We start from the raw sequence: 20,188 nt of genomic DNA on the forward strand, positions 1-20,188 counted from the left end.
CACGTAGCTATGTAACCTTCAACGCTTTACAGCTTCGCGCCGAGCTCAACACCTTGACGAATTGCACGCACAGCATCTAACTCACCAGCTACATCTGCACCACCAATCAAGTGGAAGTGCTCGCCCAACTCTTGCCACTTCTCTTCAAACGGTCTCACTGAGACTTGCCCTGCACAGATCACCACTTTGTCTGCTGGCAATAACTCAATCTTTTTACCCTTGATGATATGTAAACCATCATCATCAATTTTTTCATATTGAATACCACCAAGGAGGTTTACACCACGCTTCTCGAGAGTGCGTTTGTGAATCCATCCTGTCGTTTTACCGGGACCTTTACCCACGCGACCTTTTTTGCGCTGCATGACCCAGACATTAAGCTCACTCTCTGCATCGGGGAATGGAAATAAACCACCCGGATGTTCTAATTGTTTATCAATACCCCAATCATGTAGCCAATCATCTAGAGTTTGATGCACAGGCTCCGTCAACATGGTCGCCACATCGATACCGATACCACCCGCCCCAATGATTGCTACGTTGTTACCGACGTGGGTTTTTTCTCGAATCAATGTCTGGTAGTCGACCACTTTCTCAGGGTTATCAATGCCTTCAATGTTGAGTTTTCTTGGCTCAACACCCGAGGCCATAACCACTTCGTCATACTCTTTGAGCTGTTCAAAATCAGCAGGTGTATCCAGCAATAAATTGACGCCTGTTTCATCTAAACGATTAGCAAAGTAACGAATAGTTTCTCTAAATTCTTCTTTGCCAGGAATCTGCATCGCGAGCCGGAACTGTCCGCCGATTCGGTCATTCTTCTCAATAAGATCAACATGGTGACCACGCTCTGCTAACGTCGTTGCACAAGCAAGGCCTGCAGGGCCTGCACCGACAACAGCAACACGCTTTTTATTTTTAGCCGGTTCAATCAGTAACTCAGTTTCATGACAAGCTCTCGGATTGACTAAGCAGCTTGCGCGTTTACCTTTAAATACATTGTCCAAACACGCTTGATTACACCCAATACAAGTATTGATATGCTGCGAGCGTGATTGCTCTGCTTTAAGTACAAATTCAGGATCAGCAAGGAATGGCCTTGCCATTGAAACCATATCCGCATGACCTTCACTCAGGATGCGCTCAGCCTCTTCTGGCGTATTAATACGGTTACAAGTTACGACTGGAATCGAGACATAAGGTTTTACTTTCTCCGTCACCCAAGTAAACGCGCCACGTGGAACTTGTGTTGCAATGGTCGGAATACGAGCTTCATGCCAACCAATACCGGTATTGATGATTGTGACCCCAACCTTTTCTAGCTCTTGAGCCAGCATCACGACATCTTCAAAGGTGCTACCCTCTTCAACAAGGTCAAGCATTGAAAGTCTAAAGATGATAATGAAGTCTTTTCCTACCACTTCACGCACCGCTTTTACTAACTCAATAGGGAAACGCATGCGTTTTTTATAGGTACCACCCCAATCGTCGTAACGCATATTGGTGCGTTTACAGATAAACTGGTTGATGAGGTAGCCTTCAGATCCCATAAGCTCAACCCCATCATAGCCTGCAGATTTGGCAAGTGATGCACTGTTGGCAAAAGCCTCAATCGTGTTGAGAATCTGACGTTCACTCATTTCACTCGGTGCAAACTTGGCAATCGGTGCTTTCATTGAAGAAGCACTTTGCGAGAATGGGTGCATCGCGTATCGCCCAGCATGCAAAAGCTGTAATGCGATTTTGCCACCGTGCTTGTGTACAGCTTCCGTCACGACTTGGTGTTCTTTTGCATGTTTTGGTCTGCTGAATTCAGCGCTAAATGGGCTCAAGCGGCCGCGTAAGTTTGGTGAGAAGCCTCCCGTCACAATTAAACCCACACCGCCTTTGGCTCGCTCTTCATAGAACGCAGCGAGCTTATGAAGCCCCTCTTTGTGTTCTTCGAGGCCAGTATGCATCGATCCCATGAGTACGCGATTGCGCAATTGGGTAAATCCGAGATCTAGAGGTTTTAGTAAGTGTGGGTACATGACATTCCATCGCTTTTATTATCATTCTGGTCTGACCACAATATTAGTCCACAAACTGAAAATCAAACAGCCGTTTACATATTTGCAACAAAGATCAATCTTGTTGGTAAACAAGAACGTAATACATTACGATTATAGGTATCTAATTTTTCAGGCTTTTATGTTTTCTTTAAAAGCTACCATACTGATACCGCCATGTTGCGGAGAAAAACTATGAAGACAATATTTCGATTTATTGGCCTTGTTCTTAAAGGGATTTGGAAGACCATAAGCTTCTTACGAGTGGCAGTACTAAACCTGTCATTTTTGTTGTTGATTGCGCTTCTGTACTTCGCTTATACCAAAACGGACAGCACCAAACCGGTTGAAGTTCAACCAAGAGCCTTGGTTCTCAACCTCTCTGGTCCAATTGTTGAGCAGAGCCGTTACGTCAACCCTATGGATTCAGTTACAGGCTCCCTGTTTGGTCGCGATCTACCAAAAGAGAATGTGCTTTTCGACATCGTTGAAACGATTCGTCATGCAAAAGACGACGATAAAATACTTGGTATTGTCTTAGCATTAAAAGAGTTGCCTGAAACTAACTTAACCAAGCTTCGTTATATCGCAAAGGCCCTAAATGAGTTCAAGGCATCAGGCAAGTCCATCTATGCCATTGGTGATATTTACAACCAGAGTCAATATTACCTAGCAAGCTATGCCGACAAAGTATTTCTCGCACCAGACGGTGCTGTAATGATTAAAGGCTACAGTGCTTACTCCCTTTATTACAAAACCTTACTAGAGAAGCTGGACGTCACTACGCATATCTTCCGTGTTGGGACATACAAGTCTGCCGTTGAACCCTTTCTTCGTGATGACATGTCTGACGAAGCGAAACAATCGGCATCTCGCTGGCTGAGTCAATTGTGGGGCGCGTTTGTTGATGATGTTGCGACCAATCGTTCAATCGACGTCGGTGCGCTCAACCCGTCTATGGACGACTTCTTAGCACAACTAAAAGCCGTGGATGGCGACCTAGCAAAACTATCATTGGAGCTTGGCTTGGTTGACCAGTTGGCGACTCGTCAAGAAATGCGTCGTTACCTGATTGATACGTACGGCAGCAATGGTGAAGACAGCTTTAAGCAAGTTAGCTACTACGATTACCAAAAATCGGTACACCCTGACTTTAATGGTCAACAAGATGATATCGCAGTTATTGTAGCAAGCGGTGCGATCTTAGACGGTCAACAACCACGTGGCTCAGTGGGTGGCGACACGGTTGCAAGCCTACTGCGCGAAGCAAAGAACGACAGCAAGGTTAAAGCAGTTGTCCTACGTGTCGACAGTCCTGGAGGCAGCGCATTTGCTTCTGAGGTGATTCGCAATGAGATTGTTGCACTGCGAAATGCTGGTAAGCCTGTTGTCGTTTCCATGTCAAGCCTTGCTGCCTCTGGCGGTTACTGGATTTCGATGAGCGCAGACAAGATCATCGCTCAGCCAACAACCCTTACCGGTTCAATTGGCATTTTTAGCGTGATCACTACGTTCGAAAAAGGCTTAAACAATATTGGGGTTTATACTGACGGCGTGGGCACATCGCCATTCTCTGGCCAAGGCTTAACGACGGGTTTGACTGAGCAAGCGTCTGATGCTTTCCAAATGGGGATAGAGCACGGTTACAATCGCTTTATCTCACTCGTGGGCGAAAACCGAGATATAGAAGTCAAGCAAGTAGACTCAATCGCTCAGGGTCGAGTTTGGACGGGACAAGATGCCATGCAACACGGTCTTGTAGACTCTATGGGTGACTTTGATGATGCTGTTGCAGCCGCCGCTGCGCTCGCTCAATTGGAGAGCTACAACATCTACTGGATTGAAGAACCCTTGTCACCAACAGAGCAATTGATTCAAGACTTCATGAATCAAGCGAAAGTCGAGTTTGGCTTGGATGTCAGCGCTTGGATTCCTCGTTCTTTAATGCCTGTTGCACAGCAAGTACAAACTGATTTAAGTCTGCTCGACAGCTTCAATGACCCGAAAGGTTACTACGCCTTCTGCTTACCGTGTAAGGTGGAGTAACCACCTAAAATTAGCATAGTTGGCTCCTTGATATTGACCGTTCTAGGAGCCAGCTCTCATTTACAACAACTCCATGATTTTTCGTCTTATTGGCTAATAGAATCCGCCTAGAAATTCTCCTTCCCGTTAAGCTCATCGTTCCACTTTTATAACTTCTTCCTATTCAGCTTTTTTTCGTTATAATCGCGCCACTGTTCCCTGACCCGTAGGCATTCAACATGGCAAAGAAACACATTTATATCGCATATACTGGCGGTACTATCGGTATGCAAAAATCCGATCACGGTTATATCCCAGTCGCCGGTTTTATGGAAAAACAACTGCAAAGTATGCCTGAGTTTCACCGACCAGAGATGCCTGATTACACGATTCATGAGTATGAGCCGCTGATCGACTCTTCAGACATGACTCCTATGGACTGGCAACAGATCGCTGACGATATCCGTGCCAACTACGACAAGTACGACGGTTTCGTCATTCTGCACGGCACTGACACTATGGCGTACACAGCCTCTGCGCTCTCTTTCATGCTAGAGAATTTAGGTAAACCAGTTATCGTAACTGGCTCCCAAATTCCGCTAGCCGAGCTTCGTTCAGACGGCCAAGCGAATTTACTCAATGCTCTGCACATCGCTGCAAACTACCCAATCAATGAAGTCACTCTTTTCTTCAACAATCAATTGATGCGGGGTAACCGCAGCACCAAGTCACATGCCGATGGCTTCAACGCGTTCACTTCACCGAACCTATCTCCTCTCCTAGAGGCGGGTATTAATATTCAAGTGAGCAATGGCGTTGAAGTTGATAAAAAGCCAGAAGGCGAGTTCAAGGTCCACAACATCACCCCACAACCAATCGGCGTGATCACTATGTACCCAGGTATCTCCCACGAAGTGATTCGCAATACCTTACGCCAACCTGTGAACGCGATGATTCTGCTGACATTTGGTGTCGGCAATGCACCACAAAACCCTGAACTGCTTGGTCACCTAAAAGAAGCGTCAGAGCGTGGCGTCATTGTTGTAAACCTCACTCAATGTTTGGCGGGCAAAGTCAACATGGGTGGCTACGCGACAGGTTGTGCGTTAGCAGATGCAGGCGTTATTAGCGGCTATGATATGACACCAGAAGCAGCATTGGCCAAGCTTCATTATCTGCTGAGTCAAGATCTAAGTTACGAAGAAATTAAGCAGAAAATGCAGCAGATTCTTCGTGGTGAGATGAGCCTATAAAGGTAGAAATGAGTCTTGAGAGTTGTAATTTGAGAGCAGATCTCATATCACAACTCTCAAATTTCAATACTAGGTTCCAGGAAACGAATCAATCTTGTTTGATTGGTATATCCCCAGCGCTAGACATAAACTGTTTCTTGAGTTCCATTTTTGACTTAAAGCTGATTTCGCCACCGGCCGCCACTGTCATATGCTGCGCTTCTTCATTGTGCTTCGATTGATAAAGCATCACGGCCTGCATACAACTATCTCTTTGTTCTTGTGATAAAGCTGTACCTTCTGGCCACTTGCCCGTTTCTACTGCATTCAGCAAACGCTCATACACTTCTGGAGTCATAGCAGCGAGTAGTTGATCAATATCCATAATGTCCCTTGAATAAATGATATTGTGTTGACGTTGACGATAGCGAGCCCTAGCATTGAGTCAAGATAACCCCATTAATTTACTGCTTTCGATCACAGTATATGAATCTAATAAAGATGCTCCTTGGAGCTACACTGGCCGTTGCTTTGACAGGTTGCCTTGAAGGCCGTAAAAATACCGATCAACTTTGCGACAAAAACCCTCGACTACAATGCGAGTTGTTCAATATGGGTGATGGTCAATGCCGCATTCCTCGCACCGATATGATTTGGCACCGTTACGAAGGACTCCCTTCCCCATCAGACGCTCATAAGATCGAACAGTACCATCTGGTAGCGAAGTATCAGCAATGCCTAGAGTTAGCATCGCAGATAGAGCCTCTCGACAAATCAAACGTTAAAGAGCTCCGTTTCCGTTCTTTAGTCAACGCAGGCAAAGAACTCGATCGCATCGTTAGTGAGTTAGAGCCATCGAAAACACCTCAAGCCCTATATTTCTTGTGGAGCCAGCTTGGAGACGAAAATGCTCAGCGTTCTTTCTTACAGTTAGAACCCACTGGGGCCCTAGATACTGCTGACATGCAATACGCCCTTGCTACCTTTTATACGGGGAAAGATAAGCTGAAGACTCGCGATCTACTACACCGTTCACTTGAACTTAGCCGCGACAAAGATTTAAACGTAGAAGTGATAAAGTCACTAGCGGGTGTGAACCAAAGCTTAAACAATCTTAAACAAGCTTATGTGTGGGCATTAATAGCCAAAGATTTAGGTGTTCCGGTAGCGTCAGAAAGCGAACTTCGTAGAATCTATCAATTTGACGATGAAACCCAGTCTCAATTGATGACGTTAAAAGGTTCGATAGAGGACGCCATAGACCAACGTCAATTCAATGCAGCACTTATCCCGCAAGGTATAGAAGAAAGCTAGCTCAATAAAGCCATCAATATTGAAAGAAAGTAACAAAAAAGACGCATTAAGCGTCTTTTTTGTTTTCATTGTTAAAAATTAACGACACTGAATTAACACAGAATCGTTCACCCGTGGTGGGTGGACCATCAGGGAAAACATGCCCCAGGTGACTATCACATGTCGCACATCGGATCTCGACACGCTTCATACCATGACTGAGATCTTCTAGGTAACGAATGGCCTTCTCATCGATCGCAGAATCAAAACTCGGCCAGCCACAACCTGAGTCGTACTTATTTTCAGACTTAAATAGAGGAGCTTCGCAGCATGTACACGCATAAACACCCGTTTCTCTATTATGCAGAAGCTTGCCAGTGAAAGGGGCTTCTGTGCCTTGTTGACGACATACAGCAAACTCTTGTTCTGTTAGTTGTTCTCGCCACTCTTGATCTGTTTTGACTACTCTCTCCATGTCCCTCTATTTAACCACTGGTTTATCAATTGCGAACATTATAACGAATTTCTTTGTCAAAAACTTGCACATCACCCTTGATGTAGCACATACTTTCTCTCCGTAACATGGATGACTAAAATTCTTGTTACGCCAACAAGGTTTGGCTAGCAAAAACTTTGGTAAAATGACAATTAAATACCCAAAAGGGATAAAAAGTAATCAAATACTACGAGTTATGAAAAAAAGCGACGCTTTTTTTTGACTTTAAACAAGTTAGGCTCGATTATCCCTTGCAGTCGAAGACTTGGTTTTGTAATTTTACTACCAGTTTATCTTTAATCAGAAATTAAGTTGTGGAGCAACTACAATGACTATCAAAGTAGGTATTAACGGTTTTGGCCGTATCGGTCGTTTCGTATTCCGTGCATCTGTTGAGCGCGCTGACATCGAAGTAGTAGGTATTAACGATCTAATCGACGTAGAGTACATGGCGTACATGCTTAAGTACGACTCAACTCACGGTCGTTTCAACGGCACTGTTGAAGTAAAAGACGGTAACCTAATCGTTAACGGTAAAACTGTACGCGTAACTGCTGAGCGTAACCCAACTGACCTTAAGTGGGACGAAATCGGCGTTGACGTTGTAGCTGAAGCAACTGGTATCTTCCTAACTGACGAAACTGCACGTCAGCACATCACTGCTGGTGCTAAGAAAGTTGTTCTAACTGGTCCTTCTAAAGACGCAACTCCAATGTTCGTTATGGGCGTAAACCAAGACACTTACGCTGGTCAAGACATCGTTTCTAACGCTTCTTGTACTACTAACTGTCTTGCACCTATCGCTAAAGTTCTTAACGACAAGTGGGGCATCGAGTCTGGTCTAATGACTACAGTTCACGCTACTACAGCAACTCAAAAAACTGTAGATGGTCCTTCTGCTAAAGACTGGCGTGGTGGTCGTGGTGCTTCTCAAAACATCATCCCATCTTCAACTGGTGCTGCTAAAGCTGTAGGCGTTGTTCTTCCAGAACTAAACGGCAAACTAACTGGTATGGCTTTCCGCGTACCAACTGCTAACGTTTCTGTAGTTGACCTAACAGTTAATCTAAAAGAAGCTGCTACTTACGCTGAAATCTGTGAAGCAATGAAAGCTGCTTCTGCAGGCGAAATGGCTGGCGTTCTAGGTTACACTGAAGACGCAGTAGTATCTCAAGACTTCATCGGCGAAACTCAAACTTCTGTATTTGACGCTGACGCTGGTGTTGCTCTAACTGACAAATTCGTTAAAGTTGTATCTTGGTACGATAACGAAATCGGTTACTCAAACAAAGTTCTTGACCTAATCGCTCACATCTCTAAGTAATTTCTTAGGATGCGCAATTAGCGTATGAATTTTGAAAAGGCGGCTCTCGAGTCGCCTTTTTTGTGTCTGCAGTTCCTAGAAAATAGTGCCTAGTTCCTAGATAGGGTGAGGTACGAGTACTCTAGGAACTAGGTTCTAGAAACTAGGAACGTATCTCATGAATTTAAATACTCTCCCTGCTGTCGCTGTTCTGTCGGACAACGTGACAATCGTTGAAATAGACTCAGTAAAAGTCGTTCGAGTGATTCACGACAAAGCTAACGCAGCAATTTCTCTGTTCGGTGGCCATGTCATTTCTTACCAACCACAAGGCCAAGAAGACCTTATTTGGATGAGCCAACAAGCTAAGTTTGATGGCAAAACAGCGTTACGCGGTGGCATTCCAATTTGCTGGCCATGGTTCGGTCGTATTGCGGCTCCAGCTCATGGCTTCGCGCGCAATTCTGAGTGGGAGCTGGTTGAGCATCGTGAAAGCGAAAACGGCGTCATTGTTGAACTCGCTCTGTTCGCGTCAGAAGAGACTCACGCAATCTGGCCATTCATGTTCGAAGCACGCCTGTTTGTCGAGATCGGTGAAGAGCTCAACGTATCTCTGAAAGTACAGAACATCGATGATGCTGAGTGGAAGTTCTCTGGTGCGCTTCATACGTACCTAAACCTTGGTGATATCGAACAAGCTAAAACTACGGGTATGGGCCCTGAATACATCGATAGCCTCGCTGAAGGTGCAATTGTTCAAGGTGGTGATGTCCTGAAACTCACTGACACGATTGATCGCGTTTACACAAAACCTGAAGCAAACATCCAAGTGAACGACGCCGTATTTGGCCGTACAATCAATGTAGCAAATGCAGGTCATAACTCTGCTGTACTATGGAACCCATGGGCAGCAGGTGCACAAGCAATGGGTGATATGCAGGACGACGGCTACAAAACGTTCCTTTGTGTAGAATCAACACTGCATGCGCCGAGCATCGAATCAGGTAAAACGCTTCAGCCTGGCGAAAGCTACGAGCTTAAGACGACGATTTCGGCTTAAGAGCTGAGAGCTAGAGGGTTGGCGTTTGTACGTCAACCCTTTTTTGTACCTTCGGAGCTAAACATCTAGATATCCGGTTTTCCAGCAGCACCCTAGCTATCTAACCCGAATTTCACTAGCTTATCCCTACTATCCCTTGTACCCTTAACGCATTCGTAATTGAGCCCCTAGATTTACCATGCCCTACTCCTGCCCTCTATGCCATCAAGCCTTATCACTGGATCAAAATACCTTTCGTTGTGCTAACAATCATCAATTTGATCTAGCTAAAGAAGGTTATGTTAACCTGATGCCAGCGCACCATAAGCGCTCGAAAGATCCAGGTGACAATAAAGAGATGATGCAGGCTCGACGTGAATTCTTGGACACCGATTATTACGCACCAATGCGTGAGCAAGTCTCTATGCAACTTCTTCAACACATCAATGCAGTGTCACCTACACTGTTAGATATTGGTTGTGGCGAAGGTTATTACACCCAGTATTTTTCAAAGCAACTCGCTGTAAAGTATCAAGGTTCACAAACCTTTGGTCTCGATATTTCCAAGGCTGCGATTCGATACGCAGCTAAGCGTTACACGACTAAGGATGACAACACCACTCACTTTTGTGTCGCTTCAAGCCATCGTGTGCCTTTTGCAGATCAAAGCCTAGATGCAATCGTTCGTATCTATGCACCGTGTAAGGCTGAGGAGCTTAATCGTGTTGTCAGTGCATCAGGTATCATTGTTACCGTCACTCCTGGCGCTCGCCACTTATACGAGTTGAGGGATAGAATCTATGATGGTGTCCGCCTCCATAGTGAAGAAGCGGAAGAGATCTCAGGCTTCGAGTTGATTGAAGAACAAAAAGTGAATTACTCGATGACCCTGACTTCTGGTCACGCGTATGACTTACTACAGATGACCCCATTTGCTTGGAAAGCAACTGAAGAGTTACGTGCTGAACTTAAGTCTAGTCAGGCATTTGAGTGCGAGGCAGATTTCAATATCCGTGTGTATCGAAAAACAAGCAACTAAATACAATTAGTTCTCATTTTCATTGAAACCTTTCGTCGCCTCCACTATCATCGTAATCCGAATATGGAGGCGACATGCGCACACTTACTTTACTCTCTCTAGCTCTTCTCTCTGGTTGCTCAGCAATGAGCAGCAAACACACTTTCGAGTCAGATAAGCAAACACCTATCTCACCGCTTCAATCCTATTACGATTACTCGCTTGCAACCCCAAGCGGTAACGGAGTCGATTTATCTCAACTCGCAAATAAACTAAAAGACTACGATGTGGTGCTAGTTGGCGAGTGGCACACTCATCCAGCCGTTCACTTATTCCAAGCTCAACTATTCCAACAACTTGCGACAAGCGGCGAACCACTTGCACTTTCAATGGAGCAGTTTTCTCGCCCTGAGCAGCCTATTATTGACCAATACTTAGCAGGTGAAGTCGGCGAACAAATCTTGATAAAACAGGGTAAAGCTTGGCCTAATTATGAAAGTGACTACCGCTCATTGGTGGAGCTTGCCAAAGCAAACAATAGCGACATCATTGCAGCGAACGCACCGAAAGATCTTGTGCGCTGTATTGGCCGAGAAGGAATTGAGTATCTAGATAGAGTCACACCAGAACAACGCCAAATGGTTGCATCGCAGATCGATCTCTCAGATACCCCTTACCGACAAAAATTCATGGCATCAATGCACCATGGTTCACCGGAACAAACGAGTAAGCAATATGCCGCTCAAGTCACCTGGGACGAAACGATGGCGGAAAGTATTGTTGAATACATTACTGAACACCCAACCTCTCAGGTAATACATGTGGCTGGTAAGTTTCATACAGAGGGCGGTTTAGGGACGGCTCAATCCATTCTTAAGCGAAATCCACAACTGTCTATCGCGATAGTAACGCCAGTTTCAGAATTTACTAGTGAAGGCTCTGACTACCAGCTTAAGGTACTGACTCCCCCAGCTCGATATGTAAAGAAAGAGAACCGAATGCAAGCTTATCATTCTCTCTCCAAACGTAATCATACCCTCACCTGTGAAGTGGAAGACTAGTCTACTATTTGGCCTGTAAATTGCTTGGGTTCAATCAATAAGACAAAAGCGGCAAGGATTGCCGCTTTGTTAGTTTGAGTTTGCTTGTTTGAACACCTATTCGAAATCTGAATATATAAAAAATAAATCACAAGTTTTTTACATCAGTGCCGATATAGTAATCAAGAGCGTATAGGAGGATGCTATGGGACCAGTTAGCTATAACAACGCGAATCTAAACAATGCCAATATTGCTAAGGCATCGACGCAATCGGCTGACGCACAACCAGCATCTTCAAATACACCTTTGAAGATAGAGCAAAATACCGTGACGCTTTCAGATGAAGGCAAAGCACTACTCGAAGCATTAAAGCAAATAGAACAGAGTCAACCTAAGCCAGAAAAGAAAGAAGGTATTACCGAACAAATGGAATCCTTTGCTCATGGCGCATTAGGTATGGACCATCCTGATAAAATCGAAGAAGAAGACGACAGCTCTTATTCTGCAGGCCAGTACCTTTCCGCAGCAGCTACCATAGGCGGTATTATTCTCGCTTTAGTGTAGCGCTCATATTCCCTTTTCATCCACTTTCTCTGGCATATGCAGATGTACATCCTGTTGAGGAAACGGAATGCTTATGCCTTCACGATCGAAGCGCAACTTCACTTCCTTGGTGACATCCCAATAAACATCCCAGTAATCATCAGTTCTCACCCAAGGGCGAACAATAAAGTCCACTGAGGATGTGTTCAGTGTATGGACCTTAATAATTGGTTCTGGTGTTTTTAATACCGACTCATGCTCAGTAACGATCTCTGTTAATACCGCTTCAGCTTTGAGCAAATCATCACTGTAGCCAATACCGAACACCATATCGACACGCCTGACTCGTTCGTGTGTTACATTCTTAATCACATCCCCCCATATCTTACTGTTAGGTACAATAATGATCTGGTTATCGAATGTCTTAATTGTGGTGTTTACCAAACTCATCGAGGCGACCTTTCCATCGACTCCACCAGCAAACACAAAGTCTCCGACATCGAATGGTCGATAGATTAACAACATCATACCGGCTGCAAAATTAGATAGTGTATCTTGCAAAGCAAAACCGATAATCACACCGGCAATACCGAAACCGGTGAGGATGGGAGCAAGATTTAAGCCGACTTGAGATAAGCCGACCATAATACCGATCACCCACACTACATTACCGGACATCCCAATGAAGAAGTCTCGCATCAACTGCGACATTTTCAGATTTTCTGAGACTACTGTTTTACTTACAATCTTACGGGTGATTTGCGCTAACATTTTAGCCACTAGCAAAATCAGGCCAAACACCATAAGTTGGAACAGGTGCTGTGGCGCGTTGTTTGCGACCCAATCCCAGGCATTTGCCGACCAGTGACTAATGATGGTCAACAGTACCTCCAGGTTAAGAATGTCTTGAGTAATACTCCCTGTGACCTCGAATAATAGGCGCTTGTATTCTGCACTATCAATTTCAAGTTGGTCCGCAATCACCACCAATGACTTCAAGCTATCAACAGAGATATCTAAGCGTTGTTTAATCACTAGTTGGCTAAGCTGTAGAGTCGATTTTTCACTTTCTGGGCTAGCCGATAATTGCTTGTCAAGCAATCCTAATTGTTGATAAAAGTATTCAACAGACGCCGAAGTTAATCTCAATCGCTGCTCTATGAGTAACCTAAAGCTCACAATCGCTTCTGACTCATCAACCCCTAATTGACGAAACCATTTTATATTTTGCCAACTCGCTATCGTCACCTGACTGAGATAAAACTGGAGCTCTTGATAATCATTTAGTAGTGCCAACCGCTCTTCATTTTTCGCATTATCAATTTGTTCGCTAAGGGTTTTAATCTTATCTTCTAGATACTCTGTTGCACCAATAGAGTACTTGTCTTGCTGCGTAACAAGCGCGATCAATTCGCCCTGAGGAATCGATTTATTGCGAATTGCATTGGATAACGCTGATCGAAGATCATCATTCTTTTGGAACAGCTTAAGTTGCAGAGCATCCTTTTCTTCACCAGCTGCTGTATTTAAGGTTTGTGAAAGGTCTTTAATATCCTGAGCTATCGTATTGAGTTGTTGCTCTATTCGGTTTACTGAGGGTGCTGTTGTATTAACACTCGTTGTATCTGCGTCATACGCTAGCGCTTTTTCTTCATTGGCGCATACCGTAGCGGAAAGCAGTAGCAATACGGTGATACAAAATCTTCTCAATCCAATACGGCGAATACCCATACTTACCTCTTCATCTCGACGTCACTTCTTTAGTTTACACCAAGGCACTGACCTCTTAATTATATATCGCACAAAGAAACACAGCCGCCATTGGCAGCTGTTCTCTTATCGATTTGGATGATTTTGGATATGGTCTTCCCAATCGACAACGTCAATCTCATACACTACTTTATTGCGAACACTCTCACCCGCTGCGTGCATTTCAGACTTCGAGCCTGTGATCAGTGGGTGCCACTCAGGGAGTGTTTTGCCCTCGGCAAGTAGGCGATACGCGCAAGTATCTGGTAACCAGTGAAACTCATCTATCTTGTCACGCGTCAGTTTTAAACACTCTTCACCAGATTCAAAACGGTTTAGGTAATCCTTACATGAACAGGTTTTACTATTTAGCCAACTGCAAGCCACATTGGTGTAATAGACCTCATCAGAGTCTTCATCCATCAACTTGTGCAGGCAACATTTACCACATCCATCACACAACGACTCCCATTGTTCTTCGGTCATAGAGTCTAATGAAGTGTTTTCCCAGAATGGCGTTGTCATAATGATGGTCTTACTGCTGATAGTGGATGCGTTTTATACCGCTCTAAAGGCGAAACTGCAAGTACTACGCGCTTAAATACCCCTGTACACGTGTGGAAATTTTGCTAATATCCGCGTTCATTTTTTCATTCGCTCTCGGAGACCATTATGGAATGTCGCTTAGGCTGTGGCGCCTGCTGTATCGCACCAAGTATTAGTTCTGCTATTCCTGGTATGCCAAATGGTAAGCCTGCTGGTGTCCGATGTATCCAACTGAATGAAAATAATCTGTGTAAGCTTTTTGGCACCAATGATCGCCCAAAGGTTTGTCACGACTTCAAGCCTTGCCCTGATATCTGCGGAAAAACAGATAAAGCAGCCATGGACAACCTCATCGAGTTAGAATCCATTACCTGACTCAGATCACTTTAGATTCAACTCAACCTAAATCCATAAGGGATTAATTTCTCATAACTCTGAAACTTACACTATCTTGTTGATACCCCCTTTCTAATTTAAGGAAGATTATGAACAAGTATCTTGCGGAAATGTTCGGTACGTTTTGGTTAGTGTTAGGTGGATGTGGTAGTGCTGTATTAGCAGCAGGTTTCCCAGATGTAGGCATTGGTTTACTTGGTGTCTCACTTGCCTTTGGTTTAACGGTTCTCACTATGGCTTACGCTATCGGCCATATATCTGGCTGTCACTTGAACCCCGCCGTCACCATAGGGCTCTGGAGTGGTGGTCGATTCGATGGCAAAGATGTTGCTCCTTATATCATCTCACAAGTCATTGGTGGCCTCATCGCGGGTGCTATCCTTTATATCATTGCTTCTGGGCAAGCAGGGTTCGATGCAGGCGCTTCGGGGTTCGCATCCAATGGATATGGCGAACACTCACCAGGTGGTTATTCAATGACAGCGGCACTTGTCTGTGAGGTCGTGATGACCATGATGTTCTTAATCATCATTATGGGTGCAACAGATGAAAAAGCCCCTGCAGGCTTTGCGCCTATCGCAATTGGCCTGGGTTTAACTCTCATCCATCTTATTTCTATTCCTGTGACCAATACTTCTGTTAACCCTGCTCGTAGTACGGGCGTTGCAGTGTTTGTTGGAGACTGGGCTATTTCACAGCTATGGCTTTTCTGGATCGCACCTATCGTTGGAGCCATTCTTGGGGCTGTGATCTATCGCGCGATTCGTGGCAAATAGAGAACGCTCGTTAAAAACGATATGCAATAAAAAAGCTCATGGTATTCCATGAGCTTTGGTGTATTCGAAACAAACGATGCTACCCGTTAGATCTTATGGCGACCTAACAATGAGTGAGATAGCGTGGTGCCATCTACAAGTTCTAGCTCACCACCAACAGGGACACCGTGAGCAATACGACTCGCACTGACTTCGTGTGCATGGCACAAGTCAGCAATGTATTGTGCCGTCGCTTCACCTTCAACCGTTGGGTTGGTCGCTAGGATCACTTCTTTAATATCACCACGGCGCAAACGGTAATCAAGAATATCCAAACCGATATCACTTGGCCCGATGCCATCGAGTGGCGAAAGATGCCCCATCAACACAAAGTATCGGCCAGAGAATTGACCGGTCGCTTCGACTGCAGCGATATCAGCAGGGCTTTCTACCACACAGATTTCGCCATTCGCTTGTCGCTTAGGGTTAGTACAGATATGGCAAGTTTCTTCCTCGGTAAACGTACGACACTCATTACAATGACCGATCTCGGTCATTGCTTGTCCTAACGCTTCCGCAAGGAATAAACCACCTTTTCTGTCTCGCTGTAACAAATGAAAGGCCATGCGTTGTGCCGACTTGGGACCAACCCCAGGTAGACAGCGCAAGGCCTCCATCAAATGTTCCAGCATATGACTGGTACGCATTAAATGTTCTGTTTATGCGTAATTTAGAATGGCATCTTCATACCTGGTGGTAGTTGCATACCACCAGTTACGCCAGCCATTTTTTCTTTTTGAGTCTCTTCTACTCGACGAGCTGCATCATTAAATGCTGCTGCGATAAGATCTTCAAGCATGTCTTTATCGTCTTCCATCAAGCTTTCGTCGATTTCAACACGACGAACACTGTGGCTACCCGTGATCGTTACTTTAACTAGGCCAGCACCAGACTCACCTGTGATTTCCATATTTGCGATTTCTTCTTGAAGCTTTTGCATGCGATCTTGCATTTGCTGGGCTTGCTTCATTAGGTTACCCATACCGCCTTTACCAAACATGTTTGTCTCTCTTTAATTAAGTTCCAAGCTTAAGCTTGGATAGCGTTAACGCTCAATGATTATTTAATATATTGGGGTTCAACGGAAAACATTCAACCCCAATTTCGTTTCCGTTTGTGACCGTGAGACTAAATGGGTCTCACGCTATCTTTATCCAGCTCGGCTAAAAAGCGCTGCTCAATAAATTTAATGTTTGGATCTGTCGCTAAGCTGGTAAACGCATTCTGCAGCTTACCTTGATACAGAGCTTCACGCAGCTCTAACGGCGTTTGACCCTCTTCACCAATGGTTACCGTTAGCTGACATTCTTCTCCTAAGGTCTCATTCAGTGCTCTTAACAATTCACTTTGAGCCTTGTCGGTGTTGAGGTGTGCTTGGCTAGAGCGAAGTTCTAACTCAACAACACTGCCCGTTTTTTTATAACGAGAGTTTAGCGCAAGTTGCTCGACCAGTTTTGCCGTATTCAAGCGACTAACGAGTGCTGCCCATTCATCCTGAGCAACAGACTCTTCAAACAGCTGCTGTGCCATCTCAGGCGTTTTTACGTGTTCCAACGCTTTTTTGATTTGCGTTGGTGTCAGCTCTTTCTTTTCTTCTTTGACTTCCGGCTGACTCGCCTTCCATTGGTAAGGCTCGTCCTTTGCTGGCTCTTGTGGTGCCTGGTTTATGCCTTGAGCATTTTGCGACACCTGAGCTCGTCCACCATGTGAAGCAACACGCTCCAGAACTGAAAGAGGTTTATCAGATGCCGCACTAGCCTTTTTTGAGCTAGTACCTTGTGAACGCGAAGCTGACAGCCCTTTACGCTGTGAGCGAAGCTGATGACGCAATCCACCAACCGGAGAGCTTGGCTTCTCTGGCGACGGTTCTTGCGATTGTTGCTGCTCTGGCTGTCGCTGCTGCGCTCGTGGTTGTGCCGAAGCGGGTCTCGTTGGCTCAGATGCGGGTGCGCCGTAATCACCCATGCTTGCGTATTCATCGTAAGATGACATTGGCGGCGCTTCTGGCGCACCATATGGCATCTCATTACCTGCAGAGTTAACTGGAGCAATATTAGGAGTCATCGGTGCAATTTGTGGAGCCGTTCTTACCGGGGTCGTTTGTTGTTGCACGTTCGGAGCAGAAACTGGATTAACCGCTTGCTGCACGGGTTCACACGTTGATGTTATTGCTGAAGTACTTGCTTGAGGTGCAACATTAGGTTGAGGCGCTGTATTCGATTGAGTCGAAATAGCTTGTGCACTTTGAGTCGCAACTGGCTTAAATGCCAACATTCGTAATAGCAGCATCTCGATACCAATACGAGCGCTAGGTGAGAAAGGAATATCTTCTCTGCCTTTTGTCGCGATCTGATAATAAAGCTGTACATCTTGTGGGGTTAACGCCTGACTCAGTACCTCGATTTTTTCTGCGTCAGGCTGAGACTTGTCTAGCGTAGAAGGCAGTGCTTGATACATCGCAATACGATGCAATTGAGTGGCAAGCTCTTGAAGCAATCCATCCCACTCAACACCGTTTTGAGCAAGATTCTCAACCGTGCTCATGATAGCTTGAGCTTGCTTGTGGCTGATCGCTTCCAGTAGGTGAATAGCTTGGTCTGTATCAAGTGTCCCAAGCATATGAGACACAGACTCAGCGAGAATTTCACCATTACCCAGAGCAATCGCTTGGTCAGTCAAACTTAGGGCATCACGCATACTGCCGTCCGCAGCATGAGAGATCATTCCCAAAGCGCGCGCTTCTGATTTCACCTGTTCTTTTTCAAGAATCGTATCTAACTGTTGATGAATGTCATCAACACTGATCGGTTTAAGATGGAACTGCAGACAGCGCGATAAAATCGTAATCGGGAGCTTTTGAGGATCGGTCGTTGCCAGTAGAAATTTCACATACTCTGGCGGCTCTTCTAACGTTTTCAACAACGCATTGAAACTATGACGAGATAACATGTGTACCTCGTCTATCAAGTAAACCTTGAATCGACCACGTGCAGGCTTGTATTGAACGTTATCCAATAGCTCACGCGTATCTTCAACCTTAGTGCGTGACGCTGCATCAATCTCTAGCAGATCAACAAAACGACCTTCATCGATCTCCTTACAGGTATCACAAACACCACAAGGGGTTGAAGTAATGCCCGTTTCACAGTTCAACCCTTTTGCAAAAAGTCGGCCGATCGACGTTTTACCGACACCACGAGTCCCGCTAAACAAGTAAGCATGGTGCAGTCTATTCTGCGCTAGAGCATTCTCTAGTGCGGTAAGGACGTGGCTTTGACCGACAACCTGATCAAAGGTCGATGGACGCCATTTTCGCGCTAAGGCAAGATAACTCATTAAAACTTCCGATTACTTGGAGAGGTTGGCGTATTAGTGGCCTTCGAACTCACAGATGCTGTAAACATTAAGACCTAGACCCTCTAGGCGCTTATCACCACCAATCTCTGGTAGGTTGATTACAAATGCTGCATGCTCAACTTCACCGCCCAGTTGACGAATCAGTTTAGTTGTCGCTTCAATCGTACCGCCAGTTGCTAGTAGATCATCAACAACCAATACTTTATCGCCTTCAGTGATTGCATCCGTGTGAATCTCAAGCGTGTCTGTACCGTACTCTAGGTCGTAAGTTTGAGCAATTGTGTTGCGTGGCAGTTTACCTGGCTTACGAACAGGAACGAAACCGACACCGAGTTCTAGAGCAAGCGGCGCACCAAACAGGAAGCCGCGAGCTTCTGTACCCACAATCTTAGTAAAGCCCATAGATTGGTATTTCTCTACTAGTAGGCGAATCGTTGCTTGGTATGCTGCAGGGTCTTCCATTAGGCTCGTCACGTCACGAAATAGAATGCCTGGTTTTGGGTAGTCTGCGATGCTTTTGATGCTTGATTTGATCAATGAGATGGTTTCAGTAGTCATAATATTGTTACTTCATCAAGTTAAGCGGGTTTCTGTAATTATCGCTATCGAAAGTCGCTTAACTATGGTTATGAGGTAGATGAGCCTCTACCACAAAAATAAACGCCCACAATATAGTGGGCACATTGGGTGGTAATTTTAGTGATTTTCAACTGAGTCAGCAACCTACTCATGGGTAGGCAAACGAATAAACCAAGTGATCAAAACCACAAGCAAGACAATCAGCATACATTTCACCCAAAAAACTGGCGCTACGTAGATCGAAAATGAAAAACTCAACAAAATAGTAATCAGACCATTGCGTTTCACTCGCTTTGTTACGGCTCTATTTTGATGCCAATTATGCAACATCGGACCTAAGGTCGGATGTTGATTCAACCAATGATGGAATCTTGGGCTGCCACGCATAAAGCAGGCACTAGCCAAAAGGACAAATGGCGTTGTTGGGAGTAAAGGAAGAAATATACCGAGAATGCCAAGCAGTAAGCTCACGCCACCAATAAGGTTGAAGAAGGTACGTCGAATGATGGTGCAAGCTCCTGAGGGTCGAGCTTTAAAGTGTAGCTCGGGCAAGAAAGCCTAGCGGCTAAGGATTTGCATCCAAGTCAGTGTCGCTGGCAAAGTTGGGATCAATAATACCGCGATAAAACCAAGAAAGTAGAAAATATTGTAAGGTTCTTTGAAGTTAGAGTCAGACATCCGTAATCACTCGACTAGTTAAATTAGGCG

The 20,188-nt window shown here is 45.0% G+C and carries 20 protein-coding genes; 10 read left to right on the forward strand and 10 right to left on the reverse strand.

All coding sequences use genetic code 11. The features are described from left to right. Positions 1 to 26: 26 nt before the first annotated feature. Positions 27 to 2,030 carry an NADPH-dependent 2,4-dienoyl-CoA reductase gene (locus DPF91_RS11020; protein WP_117234477.1) on the reverse strand — a complete coding sequence of 668 codons (2,004 nt, stop codon included), beginning with the start codon at positions 2,028 to 2,030 and terminating at the stop codon, positions 27 to 29. A gap of 213 nt (positions 2,031 to 2,243) precedes the next feature. Between DPF91_RS11020 and sppA the strand changes: the two genes are divergently transcribed. Together sppA and ansA are read left to right on the forward strand one after the other, a co-directional pair. Beyond that, positions 2,244 to 4,094, forward strand: a complete 1,851-nt coding sequence (gene sppA / locus DPF91_RS11025; RefSeq protein ID WP_117234478.1) for a signal peptide peptidase SppA — start codon at positions 2,244 to 2,246, stop codon at positions 4,092 to 4,094. A 218-nt stretch (positions 4,095 to 4,312) separates the two neighbouring features. Further along, complete coding sequence (gene ansA / locus DPF91_RS11030) at positions 4,313 to 5,326, forward strand: asparaginase (RefSeq protein ID WP_117234479.1); 1,014 nt, start codon at positions 4,313 to 4,315, stop codon at positions 5,324 to 5,326. A gap of 88 nt (positions 5,327 to 5,414) precedes the next feature. Here the strand turns inward: ansA and DPF91_RS11035 are convergent, their stop codons facing one another. Then, positions 5,415 to 5,690, reverse strand: a complete 276-nt coding sequence (locus tag DPF91_RS11035; RefSeq protein WP_117234480.1) for a YeaC family protein — start codon at positions 5,688 to 5,690, stop codon at positions 5,415 to 5,417. Positions 5,691 to 5,791: 101 nt separating this feature from the next. Here DPF91_RS11035 and DPF91_RS11040 point away from each other — a divergent pair, with 101 nt between their 5' ends. Continuing rightward, positions 5,792 to 6,619 carry a DUF2989 domain-containing protein gene (locus DPF91_RS11040; protein ID WP_117234481.1) on the forward strand — a complete coding sequence of 276 codons (828 nt, stop codon included), beginning with the start codon at positions 5,792 to 5,794 and terminating at the stop codon, positions 6,617 to 6,619. A 46-nt stretch (positions 6,620 to 6,665) separates the two neighbouring features. Here the strand turns inward: DPF91_RS11040 and msrB are convergent, their stop codons facing one another. Then, the gene (gene msrB / locus DPF91_RS11045; RefSeq protein WP_117234482.1) at positions 6,666 to 7,073 is read right to left on the reverse strand and encodes a peptide-methionine (R)-S-oxide reductase MsrB; all 408 of its coding nucleotides are present in this window, start codon (positions 7,071 to 7,073) and stop codon (positions 6,666 to 6,668) included. Between the two features lie 349 nt (positions 7,074 to 7,422). On the opposite strand from msrB, the gene gap reads away from it, so the two are divergent. From gap to DPF91_RS11070, 5 genes are all read left to right on the forward strand, one after another. Beyond that, complete coding sequence (gap, locus tag DPF91_RS11050; RefSeq protein WP_117234483.1) at positions 7,423 to 8,418, forward strand: type I glyceraldehyde-3-phosphate dehydrogenase; 996 nt, start codon at positions 7,423 to 7,425, stop codon at positions 8,416 to 8,418. 157 nt (positions 8,419 to 8,575) lie between these two features. Beyond that, a complete protein-coding gene (locus DPF91_RS11055; RefSeq protein WP_117234484.1) occupies positions 8,576 to 9,457 on the forward strand; it encodes a D-hexose-6-phosphate mutarotase in 882 nt (293 codons plus the stop codon). Between the two features lie 178 nt (positions 9,458 to 9,635). Next, a complete protein-coding gene (gene rlmA / locus DPF91_RS11060; RefSeq protein ID WP_117234485.1) occupies positions 9,636 to 10,475 on the forward strand; it encodes a 23S rRNA (guanine(745)-N(1))-methyltransferase in 840 nt (279 codons plus the stop codon). A gap of 74 nt (positions 10,476 to 10,549) precedes the next feature. Next, complete coding sequence (locus DPF91_RS11065; RefSeq protein ID WP_117234486.1) at positions 10,550 to 11,515, forward strand: ChaN family lipoprotein; 966 nt, start codon at positions 10,550 to 10,552, stop codon at positions 11,513 to 11,515. 184 nt (positions 11,516 to 11,699) lie between these two features. Then, entirely contained in the window at positions 11,700 to 12,059 is a 360-nt protein-coding gene (locus tag DPF91_RS11070) for a hypothetical protein (protein ID WP_117234487.1), read from the forward strand. A gap of 3 nt (positions 12,060 to 12,062) precedes the next feature. On the opposite strand, the gene DPF91_RS11075 is transcribed toward DPF91_RS11070, so the two are convergent. After that, positions 12,063 to 13,769 carry a mechanosensitive ion channel family protein gene (locus DPF91_RS11075; RefSeq protein WP_117234488.1) on the reverse strand — a complete coding sequence of 569 codons (1,707 nt, stop codon included), beginning with the start codon at positions 13,767 to 13,769 and terminating at the stop codon, positions 12,063 to 12,065. A 105-nt stretch (positions 13,770 to 13,874) separates the two neighbouring features. Beyond that, on the reverse strand, positions 13,875 to 14,312 hold the full coding sequence (locus DPF91_RS11080; protein WP_117234489.1) for a YcgN family cysteine cluster protein: 438 nt from the start codon (positions 14,310 to 14,312) through the stop codon (positions 13,875 to 13,877). A gap of 147 nt (positions 14,313 to 14,459) precedes the next feature. On the opposite strand from DPF91_RS11080, the gene DPF91_RS11085 reads away from it, so the two are divergent. Continuing rightward, complete coding sequence (locus DPF91_RS11085) at positions 14,460 to 14,708, forward strand: YkgJ family cysteine cluster protein (protein WP_117234490.1); 249 nt, start codon at positions 14,460 to 14,462, stop codon at positions 14,706 to 14,708. A 110-nt stretch (positions 14,709 to 14,818) separates the two neighbouring features. Continuing rightward, positions 14,819 to 15,505, forward strand: coding sequence for an aquaporin Z (gene aqpZ / locus DPF91_RS11090; RefSeq protein WP_117234491.1), 687 nt, complete (start codon positions 14,819 to 14,821; stop codon positions 15,503 to 15,505). An 86-nt stretch (positions 15,506 to 15,591) separates the two neighbouring features. Here the strand turns inward: aqpZ and recR are convergent, their stop codons facing one another. The 5 genes from recR to DPF91_RS11115 form a co-directional block, all read right to left on the reverse strand. Then, positions 15,592 to 16,191, reverse strand: a complete 600-nt coding sequence (recR, locus tag DPF91_RS11095; protein ID WP_117234492.1) for a recombination mediator RecR — start codon at positions 16,189 to 16,191, stop codon at positions 15,592 to 15,594. A 23-nt stretch (positions 16,192 to 16,214) separates the two neighbouring features. Then, positions 16,215 to 16,544: a YbaB/EbfC family nucleoid-associated protein gene (locus DPF91_RS11100; protein ID WP_117234493.1), complete on the reverse strand. Its 330-nt coding sequence runs from the start codon at positions 16,542 to 16,544 to the stop codon at positions 16,215 to 16,217. A gap of 128 nt (positions 16,545 to 16,672) precedes the next feature. Further along, positions 16,673 to 18,880 carry a DNA polymerase III subunit gamma/tau gene (gene dnaX, locus DPF91_RS11105; RefSeq protein WP_117234494.1) on the reverse strand — a complete coding sequence of 736 codons (2,208 nt, stop codon included), beginning with the start codon at positions 18,878 to 18,880 and terminating at the stop codon, positions 16,673 to 16,675. 33 nt (positions 18,881 to 18,913) lie between these two features. Continuing rightward, positions 18,914 to 19,459: an adenine phosphoribosyltransferase gene (gene apt, locus DPF91_RS11110; RefSeq protein WP_117234495.1), complete on the reverse strand. Its 546-nt coding sequence runs from the start codon at positions 19,457 to 19,459 to the stop codon at positions 18,914 to 18,916. Positions 19,460 to 19,624: 165 nt separating this feature from the next. Next, on the reverse strand, positions 19,625 to 19,987 hold the full coding sequence (locus tag DPF91_RS11115) for a YbaN family protein (protein WP_117234559.1): 363 nt from the start codon (positions 19,985 to 19,987) through the stop codon (positions 19,625 to 19,627). Positions 19,988 to 20,188: the final 201 nt, after the last annotated feature.

This window comes from Vibrio maerlii, assembly GCF_003415655.1.
GTDB lineage: Bacteria > Pseudomonadota > Gammaproteobacteria > Enterobacterales > Vibrionaceae > Vibrio > Vibrio maerlii.